Source organism: Sphingomonas oligoaromativorans (genome assembly GCF_011762195.1).
GTDB lineage: Bacteria > Pseudomonadota > Alphaproteobacteria > Sphingomonadales > Sphingomonadaceae > Solisphingomonas > Solisphingomonas oligoaromativorans.
Genome location: NZ_JAASQK010000001.1, coordinates 168,074 through 180,532 on the forward strand (window position 1 = coordinate 168,074; position 12,459 = coordinate 180,532).

Sequence of the window (12,459 nt, forward strand, 5' to 3'; positions counted from 1 at the left end):
CCCTTCGCGTCCGCCCGTTACTTCTTCACCCACACGCGCTGGCCGCCGATCCACGTCTCCTGCACCTGCGTGGCGCGGATGGCCTGCGGATCGGTGGTCGTCAGCGGGTCGCGATCGACCAGCACGAAATCGGCCATATGGCCGGGCTCCAGCGACCCCAGCCGATCCTCCGCCTTCGCCGCATAGGCCGCCCCGCTCGTGAAGGCGGCGAGCGCTTGCGGCATGGTGATCTTTTCAGACGGCTGCCAGCCGCCCGGCGGCTGCCCCTGCGCATCCTCGCGGCTCACCGCGGCGGCGAGGCCGGGGAAGGGGTTGGGGCTCTCGACCGGATAATCCGATCCGAAGGCGAGCGGCACATGCTCGGCCTCCATCGTCGCCCAGGCATAGGCGCCCTTGAGCCGCTCGGGGCCTAGGCGCGCTTCCGCCATCTTCCAGTCGCTCGTCTCGTGGGTCGGCTGCATCGAGGCGACGATGCCGTTCCTGGCGAAGCGCGGCAGGTCGGCCGGGTCGACGATCTGGGCGTGTTCGATCCGCCAGCGGCGATCGCCTTTGTAGGTTTCGGCCAGCTCCTCATAGGCGCCGAGCACCTGCGCGTTGGCCGCATCCCCGATGGCGTGGACGGCCACCTGAAAACCGTCCATCGCGGCACGGCTCATCAGGTTCTTGAGCTTGGTGTCGTCGAGGAACTGGAGGCCGCGCGTGTCGGGCTTGTCGGCATAAGGCTGTTTCAGCCATGCGCCGCGCGAACCGAGCGCGCCGTCCGCGAACAGCTTGACGCCGACCATCCGTAGATGCCCGTCGTAGAGCCACGGCGTCGGCCCGGTGCCCGCCACCGACAGCGCGGTGTCGACGCCGAGCCCATAGCTCACGATCCGAACCCGGAGCTGCCCGGCATCGCCCGCGCGGCGCAGCACGTTCCAGTCGTCGGCGCTGGTGCCCATGTCGCAGGTGGCGGTGATGCCGAAGCCGAGCAGCGCCTCCTGCGCCTTGCGGAAGGCGTCGTCGCGTTCCAGCGGGGCGGGCTGCGGCACGGCGCGCAGGATCAGATCCTTCGCGGCATCGACGAAGACGCCGGTCGGCTTGCCCTTGGCGTCACGCTCGATGCGGCCGCCGGCCGGGTCTTTGGTGGAGGCGCTGATCCCCGCCGCCGCCATCGCCGCCGTGTTGGCGAGCAGCGCATGGCCGTCGACGCGGGTGAGCACGACCGGGCGATCCTTCACCGCCAGATCGAGATCGGCGGCGGTCGGGAAGCGGCCGAGGCCCCATTTCTCCTGATTCCAGCCGAAACCCTGCACCCATGCCGGCTGCGGATGGCTGGCGGCGTAGTTCGCCACCTTGGTCTGCGCGTCGGCGAGGCTGGTCGTGCCCGAGAGATCGACATGGGTGAGCTGGAAGCCCAACTCCATGACATGCCCATGCGCGTCGATCAGGCCGGGGAGGAGCGTCCGCCCCTTGCCGTCGAGCTTGAAGTCCAGCCATTCGGGGCGCTTGTCGCCGGGCTGGAGGAGCTTGGCGACCTTGCCGTCCTTGCCGATCAGCAGGCCGGTGAAATGCTCGATCTGCCCGTCCTTGCCGACGGTATAGCCGTTCACATTGTCGAGCAGCCCGCCGACGGTGGGCGGGGCGGGGGCATAGGCCTGCGGCTGTTTCTTCGCCGCGGCGGGGCTCGCCAGCGCTGCGAGGGCCGCCAGCGCGGCGAGCGTGGCCCTCACCTGGGCAGCCGCCGGACCAGCGACGACGTATCCTGCCGCCCGCCGCCCATCGCCTGCACCTCGGCGTAGAACTGGTCGACCAAGGCCGCGACCGGAAGCGTCGCGCCATTGGCCCGCGCCTCTTCCAGCGCGAGGCCGAGATCCTTGCGCATCCAGTCCACCGCGAAGCCGAAGTCGAACTCGTCCTTCGCCATCGTCCCCCAGCGGTTGACCATCTGCCAGCTCGACGCGGCGCCGCCCGACACGGCCTCGAAGGTGCGATCGAGATCGAGATCGGCCGCCTGCGCGAAGCGAAGCGCCTCGGAGAGGCCCTGCACCACGCCGGCGATGGCGATCTGGTTCACCATCTTGGCGGTCTGCCCGGCGCCCGATTTGCCGATATGGACCATGCGCGCGGCATAGGCCTGCATCAGCGGCTGGGCGGCCTCGAACGCCGCCTTCGAGCCGCCGCACATGATCGAAAGCTGGCCCTTCTCGGCGCCCGCCTGCCCGCCCGATACCGGCGCGTCGAGCACCAGCAGGCCGTGATCCTTGCCCTCGACGCCGAGCTGGCGCGCGATGCGGGCGGAGACGGTGGTGTGATCGACGAACAGCGCGCCGGGCCTCATCGCGCGGAAGGCGCCCTTCGGCCCGAGCGTCACCTCCGCCAGATCGTCGTCGGTGCCGACACAGGAGAAGACCGCGTCCGCGCCTTCCGCGGCCTCCGCCGCGCTGGTGGCCATCCGGCCGCCATGGGCCGCGACCCAGGCTTCGGCCTTCGCCGCGCTCCGGTTGTAGACGGTGAGATCGTGGCCGGCGGCCGCGAGGTGACGGGCCATCGGGGCGCCCATCACGCCCAGCCCGAGATATGCCAGTTTCGCCATAGGGCCGGGGGCATAACGCACCTTTCTTGCCGCCGCCAGATGGTCTAGGCCCGCTCCATCATGGCAACGCTAGAAGCAACCGCACGCCGCCCCGAGGATCACCCCGTCGTCACCATGGCGGACATTCGGATCGCGCACGAGCGCATTGCTCCCAGTATCGTCCGCACGCCCACGCTTTATTCGAAGACGCTTTCCGCGCTGACGGGCGCCAATGTCTGGCTGAAGTTCGAGAATCTCCAGTTCACCGCCGCCTACAAGGAGCGGGGCGCACTCAACAGGCTGCTCCAGCTCACCGACGAGGAGAAGGCGCGCGGCGTGATCGCGGCATCGGCCGGCAACCATGCGCAGGGCCTCGCTTATCATGGCGCGCGGCTGGGTATCCCGGTCACGATCGTGATGCCGAGGCCGACGCCGACCGTGAAGGTGCAGCAGACCGAAGGCCATGGCGCCGAGGTGATCCAGACCGGCGAGCGCTTCGACGATGCGCAGGCGACGGCCTATGAGATCGCGGCCCAGCGCGGCCTCACCTTCGTCCACCCGTTCGACGATCCGGCGATCATCGCGGGGCAGGGGACGGTCGCGGTCGAGATGCTGGAGGACGTTCCCCAGATCGACACGCTGGCGATCCCGATCGGCGGCGGCGGGCTGATCTCGGGCTGCGCGACGGCGGCGAAGGCGATTCGCGCGGACATCGACGTGGTCGGCGTGCAGGCGGAACTGTATCCGTCCATGTATGCCGAGCTGAACCATGTCGACCTGCCGTGCGAGGGCGATACGCTGGCCGAGGGCATCGCGGTCAAGCGGCCGGGCAATCTCACCCGCGAGATCGTGCGTGCGCTGATCCGTGACGTGGTGCTGGTGTCCGAACGCGGGCTGGAGGAGGCGGTGGCGCTGCTGCTCCAGATCGAGAAGACGGTGGTGGAGGGCGCCGGTGCGGCGGGCCTCGCCGCGCTGCTCGCCCATCCGCAGCGCTTCGCGGGGCGCAATGTCGGCCTCGTGCTGACGGGCGGCAATATCGACACGCGCCTGCTCGCCAACGTGCTGCTGCGCGATCTCGCCCGCTCGGGGAGGCTCGCGCGCCTGCGCATCCGGCTTCAGGATCGTCCGGGCGCGCTGTTCAACGTCGCGCGGGTGTTCGACGAGCAGCAGGTGAACATCATCGAGATCTATCACCAGCGTGTCTTCACCACGCTGCCGGCCAAGGGACTCATCACCGATATCGAGTGCGAGACTCGCGATTCCCGCCATCTCGATCGGCTGGTCGCGGCGCTGACGAACCATGGCTATGAGGTCAGCCGCGTCGAGCTGGCTTGACGAAAAATGGCCCGCTTTGGGGTGAATCGTCGCGAAACGGGCCGTTAACTTTCTTTTAACGGCTGGTGACTCTTCCGCGCGGGCGGCACTTGCCTCATATAAGGTTCAGGAACTTTGTTTGGCACGAGAGGACGGCCAGGACGGTGAGCGCACCCTTCCGTTTCCCGCGATTCTTCGTGACGACGCCGAGCCCGTGCCCCTATCTGCCGGGCCGGACGGAGCGGAAGGTGTTCACCGAGCTTTCCGGCCCGCACGCCAGCGAGCTGAACGATGCGCTGGGCCGGATCGGCTTCCGGCGCTCGCAGGCCGTCGCCTATCGGCCGAGCTGTCAGGGGTGTTCGGCCTGCGTCTCGATCCGCGTGGTGGCGGATGATTTCGCGCCCAGCGCCACGCAGCGCCGTCTGCTGCGCCGTCATTCGGATCTGGTCGTCTCCGCCTGCAAGCCCTGGACGACGGAGGAGCAGTTCGATCTGCTGCGCCGCTATCTGGGCGCGCGCCACCCCGGCGGCGGCATGGCGGACATGGACGAGTTCGACTTCGCCGACATGGTGGAGCAGACGCCGGTCAAGAGCTTCGTCATCGAGTATCGCGAGCCCGCCGGCAGGGATGGCCGCCCCGGCCGCCTGGTCGGCGCTTGCCTCACCGACCAGCAGGGTGACGGGCTGTCGATGATCTACAGCTTCTTCGAGCCCGATCATGCCGAGCGCCACGGCCTCGGCACCTACATCATCCTCGACCATATCCGCCGCGCGGCGGAGGCCAGGCTGCCCTATGTCTATCTGGGCTATTGGGTCGATGGCTCGGCGCGGATGCAGTACAAGACGCGCTTCCGCCCGGTCGAGCGGCTCACCGCCGCCGGCTGGCAGCGTTTCGATCCGCCGGAGCCGACCCCGGTGCCGGCCGGCCGCGAGCCGCTGCCGTCGAAGGAAGTGCCGATCGGCTGATCGGGGCGCTTTTCTTCGCCGTTCTGACGTTTCTGTTTCCGTCATCCCGGACTTGATCCGGGATCCAGAGTCTCGGGCGCTGCGCTTGAAGTCCTGAATCCTGACGTTCGTCAGTATGACGAAGGGGGTAAGCGCAGGAAGGGCCGGTCCCGAACAGTCCCTACATCCACCACATCGCGAACGCGCCGGCCGCTGCCGACAGGATCGCCACGGCGGCATAGCGCCAGCCATGGCCGCCCGTGACCAGCGGCACGTCCGGCAGCGGCGGCGGAGGCGGCGCGGCGCCCGGCTTCGGGAAAGCCCGCTCGATGCGGTCCAGCAGGTCGGGCATTCGGCGCAGGATGCGGCCGAAATCGAGCAGGCGATCCGCGATCGCGGCTTCCGGCCCCAGCTCGCCGCGCAGCCATTCGCGCACGAAGGGGGCGGCGACCTCCCACATGTTGATGTCGGGATCGAGGCTGGTCGCCACGCCCTCCACCATCACCATCGTCTTCTGGAGCAGCAGCAGGTGCGGCTGGGTCGGCATGTCGAAGTCGCGGGTGATCGCGAACAGCCCGTCGAGCATCTGCCCGATCGAGATGTCCTTGACCGGAAGCCCCCGGATCGGCTCGCCGACAGCCCGGAGCGCCGTCGCGAACTCGGCGAGATTGTGGTGGGCGGGCACATAGCCGGCCTCGAAATGGATCTCGGCCACCCGCGCATAATTGCCGGTGATGAGGCCGTGGAGAATCTCCGCCAGCCACAGCCGCGCCTGCCGGTTGATCCGGCCCATGATGCCGAAGTCGATCGCCGCCAGCCGCCCGTCCGCCAGCGCGAACAGGTTGCCCTGATGGAGATCGGCGTGGAAGAAGCCCTCCGCGATCGCCTGCCGCAGGAAGACGCGCACCAGCGTGCTCGCCAGCGTCTTGGGATCATGCCCCGCCTCGATCAGCGCGGCGCGGTCGGAGAGCTTGATGCCGTCCAGCCATTCGAGCGTCAGCACCCGGCGGGCGGTGCGCTGCCAGTCGATCGTCGGGATGTGGAAGCCGGGCTCAGCCTCCATCGCGCGGCCCAGCTCGGAGGCGGAGGCCGCCTCGCGACGCAGATCGAGTTCGCGCGCGGTCCATTGCTTGAAGGTCGCCACGACGAGGCGCGGGCGCAGCCGCGCCAGCTCGCCGGCCATCGCTTCGGCCTGGGCTGCGGCCCACTCATAGGTTTCGGTGGCGCGGGCGAACTCGTCCTCGACGCCGGGGCGCAGCACCTTGACCGCGACCTGCCGCCCGTCGGTGGTGATGGCGCGATGGACCTGCGCGATCGAGGCGGCGCCGACCGGCACCTCCTCGATGCTCTGGAACAGCTCCGCGATCGGCCGCCCGAGCGACTGCTCGATCGACGCCTTGATGAGCGGGAAGGGGACGGGCGGCAGCGCGTCCTGAAGCCGATAGAGATCGAGCGCGGCGGCCTCGCCGACTAGATCGGGACGGGTGGCGAGCGCCTGCCCGAACTTGATCGCGGCGGGGCCGATCGCCTCCAGCGCGTCGGCATAGCGCGGCTGCTCGGGCACGCGCGCGCCGAAGCGGGCGATGCGCACCAGACGACGCAGCGGCGCCGGCGTCAGCGGATCGCGCTCGATGCCGGTCAGCGCGCCATGGCGGGCGAGCGTGCGCCCCCAGCGAAGCAGGCGCCAGAGATGCGTGGGCGTGCCGGTCATCGCGTCACGCGACCGTCATGGGAGGCGTGGCGCAAGGTCAGATCTTCCAGCCGCTGTGGATCGCGACGAGGCCGCCGAGGATCGGCTCGACCCTGGTGTTCACGAAGCCGGCCTCGCCGATCATGCGCTTGAAGGTCGGCATGTCGGGGAAGCGGCGGATCGATTCGATCAGGTAGCGATAGCTGTCCTCGTCATGCGCGATCAGCTTGCCGACCTTGGGCACGATCTTGTGCGAATAGGCGTCATAGACTTCCTTGAAGCCCGGCCAGGTGGTGGTCGAGAATTCGAGGCAGTAGAAGCGTCCGCCGCGCTTGAGCACGCGATAGGCCTCGCGCAGCGCCTTGGGGATGTCCGTCACGTTCCGAATGCCGAAGGCGATCGTGTAGGCGTCGAACTCCTTGTCGCCGAAGCTCAGCGTCTCGGCGTTCTGCTCGCTCCAGAGCAGGCCTTCGATGCCCTTCTTCTGCGCGCGCTCCATGCCGACCGCCAGCATGTGCGGATTGATGTCCGACACGGTCACGTCGGCGCCGCGGCGCGCCATGCGGAAGGCGATGTCGCCGGTGCCGCCCGCCATGTCGAGGATCGCCTCGCTCTGGCGCGGGCGCACCTGCCCGACGAAATGATCCTTCCAGAGGCGGTGGAGGCCGCCCGACATCGCATCGTTCATGATGTCGTAGCGCTTGGCCACGCGCTGGAAGACGTCGCCGACCATGCGCGTCTTATCCTCGGGGGCTACCTCGCTGTAGCCGAACGATACGGTGTCGCTGCTCATGGGCCGCGCTTAGCCCAAGCCTTGCCGCCCAAGCAATTCGATCCTAGCTCTTGCCGCACATTATGCCCGAGCTTCCCGAAGTCGAAACCACCGTACGAGGCCTCGCGACCGTTCTGGACGGTCGCCGCCTCACGCTCGTCGAGCCGCGCCGCGCGGACTTGCGGCGGGCCTTCCCGCCCGATCTGCGCCAGCGGCTGACCGGCGCGCGCGTCACGGGGCTCGGGCGGCGGGCCAAATATGGCCTGATCGATACGGATCGGGGCGACACGATGGTGTTCCATCTCGGCATGTCGGGCAAATGGCGGATCGATCCCGAGGAATTGGGCACGCACGACCATCTCGTGCTGGAGACGGACGAGGCGCGGCGATTGTCGCTGGCCGATCCGCGTCGCTTCGGCTCGGTCGATCTGGTGCCGACCGGGGCGCTGGAGCAATGGCCCGCCTTCGCCGCGATGGGGCCGGAGCCCCTCGGGCCGGACTTCCATGCCGCCGCGCTGGAGAAGGCGCTGGAAGGACGGGTGGCGCCGATCAAGGCGATGCTGCTCGATCAGCGGATCGTGGCGGGACTCGGCAATATCTATGTGTGCGAGGCGCTCAACATGTCCCGCATCGCGCCGACCCGCGAGGCAGGCCGGATCACCCGCCCGAGGCTGGAGCGGCTGGTCGAGGCGATTCGGGAGGTGCTCGCCGCCGCGATCGAGGCGGGGGGATCGACGCTGCGCGACTATGCCCGGCCGGATGGCGAACTCGGCTATTTCTCGCATCGGTTCCGCGTCTACGGGCGCGAAGGCGAGGCCTGCCCCTGCGGCGGAACGGTCGTGCGGCGGATCGACGGCGGGCGTTCCACCTTCCATTGCACCCGTTGCCAGCGCTAGGACGGCGTTGTTTCCCAAAGGCGTTGACGAAACGACGCTTCTTGCGTAGAGGGCACGCCTTCCCGGCCCGGCTGTGCCCGTGCCGCATATCCATTTGAGCAGGTTCGAGGACACACATGGCGAACACGCCGCAGGCCAAAAAGCGCATCCGTCGTAACGAGCGCCGTAACGAGATCAACGGCGCGCGCGTCAGCCGCATCCGCACCTTCATCAAGAAGGTCGAGGCGGCGATCGTCGCGGGCGACAAGGATGTGGCCGCGGCCGCGCTGAAGCTCGCGCAGCCGGAGATGCAGCGTGGCGTGTCGAAGGGCGTTCTCCACAAGAACACCGTCGCGCGGAAGTTCTCGCGCCTGACGAAGGCGGTCGCCGCGCTCGGCTGATCGCTGTAATATTACACCTTCGTCCTTAAAGGCCCGTCGATCATCCGATCGGCGGGCTTTTTGCATGACGCCGATGTGACAAGCAGAAGTCGGCCTCAATGCACGATTCGCGAGGCATGGCCTTCGACGCGAGAATGTAACATGTTGATGTTGCAGCATTAACTACGCCATTTCCCCAAAATGGGCGGGTTTGCGTGTCAAGGCGGTATATTTCACCCTCGTGACGTTTGTGGGCCTTGATCGGGGGGGCGACGTCTCCCTAAAACGATCTTCCCGGCAGCGTCGAATCAGTTCGGTCGGCGTGAAGGGGGACAATTTTGTAATCGGGCCATTCGAGGCCGGTGGGCGGGGGCGCCTCCGGTGACGGTATAGCTTTGTCTGCGGCGAACCGCTTGTACGAGCGGGGACGGGGGAGGTTGCGTGAATCAGGCTGTCGGCACGATCGGGATGATGACGGGGCAGCACGACGATCCGGTCGAGCTGGCCTGGGAATCGATCCGTGCCGGCCTGCGCCGCGATTGCGGCGCGCGCACGTTCGACAACTGGCTGAAGCCGGCCCGCCTCGCGGGCTTCGATGACGAGGACGGCACCGTCCGCGTCGCGCTCCCATCCGAGTTCATGGCGAACTGGGTCGATACGCATTATGGTGAGCGCCTGCTCCACGCGTGGCGCGCGCATCTGCCGCAGGTCCGCCGTGTGGTGGTGCTCGCGGGCGGCGAGGCGCCCAAGCCGGTGCTGTTCACGATCGACGCGGCCGAGCCCGCCGAGGCGGCGATCGTCGAGAACGCCCCGGCCGAGGCCGGCGAGGCGGAGGCCGGCAGCATCGAGGGCATCCAGCTCGAGGCGCGCTACACCTTCGACAGCTTCGTGATCGGCAAGCCCAACGAGGTGGCCTACAACGCCGCCCGCACGGTGGCCGAAGGGGGCGCGCTCACCTTCAATCCGCTGTTCCTCCACGGCAGCACCGGGCTGGGCAAGACCCACCTGATGCACGCCATGGGCCATGAGTATCGCCGCCGTCATCCGCGATCGAAGATCGTCTACATGTCGGCCGAAAAGTTCATGTTCGAGTTTGTGGGCGCGTTGCGTGCGAAGAACACGCATGGGTTCAAGCAGCGTCTGCGTTCCGCCGATCTGCTGATGATCGACGACGTGCAGTTCATCGCCGGCAAGGATTCCACCCAGGAGGAATTCTTCCACACGATGAACGAGATCATCTCGGCCGGCAAGCGACTGGTGATTACCGCCGATCGCTCGCCCCAGGATCTGGAAGGCATCGAGAGCCGTATCCTCTCGCGCCTCTCCTGGGGGCTGGTGGCGGACGTCAACCCGGCCGACTTCGAACTCCGCCTCAACATCATCGCGCGCAAGCTGGAGACGATGCCGCACGTCAACGTGCCGCAGGAGGTGCAGCTCTTCCTCGCCAAGCGCATCGCGTCCAACGTCCGCGAGCTGGAAGGTGCGCTCAACCGCGTCGTCGCCTATGCGATGCTGTCGAACCGCCCGATCGACGTCGCCTTCGTGGAAGAGACGCTGACCGACGTGCTGCGCGCCCACCAGCGCCGCATCACGATCGACGAGATCCAGCGCAAGGTGTCCGACCATTACCGCATCCGTCAGTCGGAGATGACGTCCGCGCGTCGCGCGCGCGAGGTTGCCCGCCCGCGTCAGATCGCGATGTACCTCGCCAAGCAGCTCACCCCGCGCTCGCTGCCCGAGATCGGTCGCCGCTTTGGCGGGCGCGATCACACCACGGTCATCCACGCGGTCCGGCAGATCGAGAAGCTCCGCAAGGCGGATGCCGAGCTGGACGCCGACGTGCGCCTGCTGCTCCGCCAGCTCGAGGCCTGAGGACAGTTTCCCGGCGGGGGAGGGCAACCTCCCCCAGCTCTGAGCCCTCTCCCTTCGGGGAGAGGGTTTTTTGTTGGCCGGGATGGCACCCTGACGAAGGCCAGGGGCCATCACCGCTCGGCGAGAGGAAGAGGCGTTGCGGGAATGGACCCCAGCCTTCGCTGGGGTGACGAGCAAGGGCAGCAGCTTCCGCGCACAAAGAAAAAGGCGCCGGAGGAGGCCCTCCGACGCCTTTCACGCCTTTTTGGTAAGCTCAGCCCTTCTGCTTGGGCTTGTTCGGGATGGTGATGCGGATGTCCTGCCCCGAATTGCCGGGGAAGCCCGTGAACATCGCGTCGATCAGGTTGGGCACGATCTGGGTCAGGTCGTCCGTCGCCGAATGGGCGCGGGCGCGGCCCTCGAACAGGCGCTTGCCGTCGGCGCCCGTGATCGTCATGCCGAGGAAGCTCGAATAGATGGTGTAGCTCTCCACGTCCGGGCAGCTTCCCCAGAAGGGATCGCCCCAGCCATAGCCCCAGCCGCGACCACCCCAGCCGCCCCAGCCACCGCCCCAGCCGCCCCAACCGCGACCCCAGCCGCCGAAACCGCCATAGCCGCCCCAGCCGCAGTTGAAGCCGGGGGTGGTGGTGACCTTCTGCTGGCCATGGTCGACGCCATAGCCGACCTGCACGATCAGGTCCGCCGGCGAATCCGACACGGCCGGGCGATAGCCAAGCTGGGTCAGGTGCGCCGCGACCTTGTCGGCATAGGTGGCGAATTCCAGCCCGCCGCGATTCTGCGCCTCGGTGGGTTCGACGCGGAACGTCTGGCCCTGCGGCGCCGGCAAGCGCTGGAAGCGCGAGACATGGGCAGTGAAATTGCTCGCGCAGCCGCTCATGGTGAGCAGGGCAAGGGGAGCAGCGAAACCGAGCAGCGCGCGTTTGATGTTCATGGTCGACCTCTTGGCGGAGACATCCGCATTACCGGGGCGTGACGGCCACTCCTCCGCCAACCGTGCTGAATATGCGTTGAACGTGTTGATCTGTCACCGTGTTTCACGCGTGAGACCGAGTGCCGAATAGGCTCCTGCGACGATAGGCTCCGCCGCCGCGCGCGCCTTGGCCGCGCCGTGGGCGAGGATGCGGTCCAGCTCGGCCGGATCCTTCTCCAACTCGGCGAGACGTCCCGAAATGGGCCGAAGAGTCTCGACGAGCAGTTCGGCCAGCGCCGGCTTGAACGCGCCGAAGCCCTGCCCCGCGAAGCGGGCCACCACGTCCGCCACCGACTCGTCGGAGAGCGCGGCGTAGATGCCAATGAGGTTCTTCGCCTCGGGCCGGGCGTCGAGACCGGCGGCGTCGGCGGGGATGGGTTCCGGGTCGGTCTTGGCCTTGCGAATCTTCGATGCGATGGTGTCGGCATCGTCGGTGAGGTTGATGCGGCTCATATCCGAAGGATCGGACTTGGACATCTTCGCGCCGCCGTCGCGGAGGCTCATGATGCGCGCCGCCGCCGGCGGGATCATCGGATCGGGCAGCACGAACAGCTCGGTGGCGAAGTCCGTGTTGAACTTGGTGGCGATGTCGCGCGCCAGTTCGAGATGCTGCTTCTGGTCCTCGCCGACCGGCACATGCGTGGCGCGGTAGATCAGCACGTCCGCGGCTTGCAGCACCGGATAGGCGAACAGGCCGACCGAGGCGCCCTCGCGATGCTTGCCGGACTTTTCCTTGAACTGCGTCATGCGGTTCAGCCAGCCGATCCGCGCGGTGCAGTTGAGCAGCCACGCCAGCTCGGCATGGGCGGAGACGGCCGCCTGGTTGAACAGGGTGGACTTCTCGGGATCGACCCCCGCCGCGATCAGCGCCGCCGCCATCGAGCGGACGTTGGCGCGAAGCTGCGCCGGCTCGTTGAACACGGTGATGGCGTGGAGATCGGCGAGGAAGAAGAAACATTCGCCGCCATCGCGGGCCACTTCGTCCTGCATACGGACCCAGTTGCGGATCGCGCCCAGATAATTGCCGAGATGAAGGTTTCCGGTGGGCTGGATGCCCGAGACGACGCGTTTTGCCATAGTGGCGACGC

At 67.8% G+C, this 12,459-nt stretch carries 11 protein-coding genes; 5 read left to right on the top strand and 6 right to left on the bottom strand.

Annotated elements, in window-relative coordinates; all coding sequences use genetic code 11:
• Positions 1-17: 17 nt before the first annotated feature.
• Both FHS98_RS00870 and FHS98_RS00875 read right to left on the bottom strand, forming a co-directional pair.
• Positions 18-1,712, bottom strand: a complete 1,695-nt coding sequence (locus FHS98_RS00870; protein ID WP_167098430.1) for an amidohydrolase family protein — start codon at positions 1,710-1,712, stop codon at positions 18-20.
• Positions 1,709-2,575 carry an NAD(P)-dependent oxidoreductase gene (locus tag FHS98_RS00875; protein ID WP_167098433.1) on the bottom strand — a complete coding sequence of 289 codons (867 nt, stop codon included), beginning with the start codon at positions 2,573-2,575 and terminating at the stop codon, positions 1,709-1,711. Before FHS98_RS00875 ends, FHS98_RS00870 begins: the two co-directional genes overlap by 4 nt.
• Positions 2,576-2,635: 60 nt before the next feature.
• Between FHS98_RS00875 and FHS98_RS00880 the strand changes: the two genes are divergently transcribed.
• Together FHS98_RS00880 and FHS98_RS00885 are read left to right on the top strand one after the other, a co-directional pair.
• Complete coding sequence (locus FHS98_RS00880) at positions 2,636-3,889, top strand: threonine ammonia-lyase (protein WP_167098436.1); 1,254 nt, start codon at positions 2,636-2,638, stop codon at positions 3,887-3,889.
• A 143-nt stretch (positions 3,890-4,032) separates the two neighbouring features.
• Positions 4,033-4,833 carry an arginyltransferase gene (locus tag FHS98_RS00885; RefSeq protein ID WP_167098439.1) on the top strand — a complete coding sequence of 267 codons (801 nt, stop codon included), beginning with the start codon at positions 4,033-4,035 and terminating at the stop codon, positions 4,831-4,833.
• A 160-nt stretch (positions 4,834-4,993) separates the two neighbouring features.
• Here the strand turns inward: FHS98_RS00885 and ubiB are convergent, their stop codons facing one another.
• Together ubiB and FHS98_RS00895 are read right to left on the bottom strand one after the other, a co-directional pair.
• Entirely contained in the window at positions 4,994-6,523 is a 1,530-nt protein-coding gene (ubiB, locus tag FHS98_RS00890; RefSeq protein WP_167098442.1) for a 2-polyprenylphenol 6-hydroxylase, read from the bottom strand.
• A gap of 37 nt (positions 6,524-6,560) precedes the next feature.
• Entirely contained in the window at positions 6,561-7,295 is a 735-nt protein-coding gene (locus tag FHS98_RS00895) for a class I SAM-dependent methyltransferase (protein ID WP_167098445.1), read from the bottom strand.
• 62 nt (positions 7,296-7,357) lie between these two features.
• On the opposite strand from FHS98_RS00895, the gene mutM reads away from it, so the two are divergent.
• The 3 genes from mutM to dnaA all read left to right on the top strand — a co-directional run bounded on the left by mutM (position 7,358) and on the right by dnaA (position 10,401).
• Positions 7,358-8,170: a bifunctional DNA-formamidopyrimidine glycosylase/DNA-(apurinic or apyrimidinic site) lyase gene (gene mutM, locus FHS98_RS00900; RefSeq protein ID WP_167098448.1), complete on the top strand. Its 813-nt coding sequence runs from the start codon at positions 7,358-7,360 to the stop codon at positions 8,168-8,170.
• A 116-nt stretch (positions 8,171-8,286) separates the two neighbouring features.
• Entirely contained in the window at positions 8,287-8,550 is a 264-nt protein-coding gene (gene rpsT, locus FHS98_RS00905) for a 30S ribosomal protein S20 (protein ID WP_019832472.1), read from the top strand.
• A gap of 450 nt (positions 8,551-9,000) precedes the next feature.
• Positions 9,001-10,401: a chromosomal replication initiator protein DnaA gene (gene dnaA / locus FHS98_RS00910; RefSeq protein ID WP_167100187.1), complete on the top strand. Its 1,401-nt coding sequence runs from the start codon at positions 9,001-9,003 to the stop codon at positions 10,399-10,401.
• Between the two features lie 253 nt (positions 10,402-10,654).
• Here the strand turns inward: dnaA and FHS98_RS00915 are convergent, their stop codons facing one another.
• Together FHS98_RS00915 and trpS are read right to left on the bottom strand one after the other, a co-directional pair.
• Positions 10,655-11,332 carry a DUF4136 domain-containing protein gene (locus tag FHS98_RS00915; RefSeq protein ID WP_167098451.1) on the bottom strand — a complete coding sequence of 226 codons (678 nt, stop codon included), beginning with the start codon at positions 11,330-11,332 and terminating at the stop codon, positions 10,655-10,657.
• 93 nt (positions 11,333-11,425) lie between these two features.
• Positions 11,426-12,448 carry a tryptophan--tRNA ligase gene (gene trpS, locus FHS98_RS00920; RefSeq protein WP_167098454.1) on the bottom strand — a complete coding sequence of 341 codons (1,023 nt, stop codon included), beginning with the start codon at positions 12,446-12,448 and terminating at the stop codon, positions 11,426-11,428.
• Positions 12,449-12,459: the final 11 nt, after the last annotated feature.

Excerpts from the sequence above, each read along its gene's own strand:
- dnaA (WP_167100187.1), top strand. The coding sequence starts at position 9,001 with ATGACGGGGCAGCACGACGATCCGGTCGAGCTGGCCTGGGAATCGATC.
- rpsT (WP_019832472.1), top strand. The coding sequence starts at position 8,287 with ATGGCGAACACGCCGCAGGCCAAAAAGCGCATCCGTCGTAACGAGCGC.
- FHS98_RS00915 (WP_167098451.1), bottom strand. The coding sequence starts at position 11,332 with ATGAACATCAAACGCGCGCTGCTCGGTTTCGCTGCTCCCCTTGCCCTG.
- trpS (WP_167098454.1), bottom strand. The coding sequence starts at position 12,448 with ATGGCAAAACGCGTCGTCTCGGGCATCCAGCCCACCGGAAACCTTCAT.
- FHS98_RS00875 (WP_167098433.1), bottom strand. The coding sequence starts at position 2,575 with ATGGCGAAACTGGCATATCTCGGGCTGGGCGTGATGGGCGCCCCGATG.
- FHS98_RS00880 (WP_167098436.1), top strand. The coding sequence starts at position 2,636 with ATGGCAACGCTAGAAGCAACCGCACGCCGCCCCGAGGATCACCCCGTC.
- ubiB (WP_167098442.1), bottom strand. The coding sequence starts at position 6,523 with ATGACCGGCACGCCCACGCATCTCTGGCGCCTGCTTCGCTGGGGGCGC.
- FHS98_RS00895 (WP_167098445.1), bottom strand. The coding sequence starts at position 7,295 with ATGAGCAGCGACACCGTATCGTTCGGCTACAGCGAGGTAGCCCCCGAG.
- mutM (WP_167098448.1), top strand. The coding sequence starts at position 7,358 with ATGCCCGAGCTTCCCGAAGTCGAAACCACCGTACGAGGCCTCGCGACC.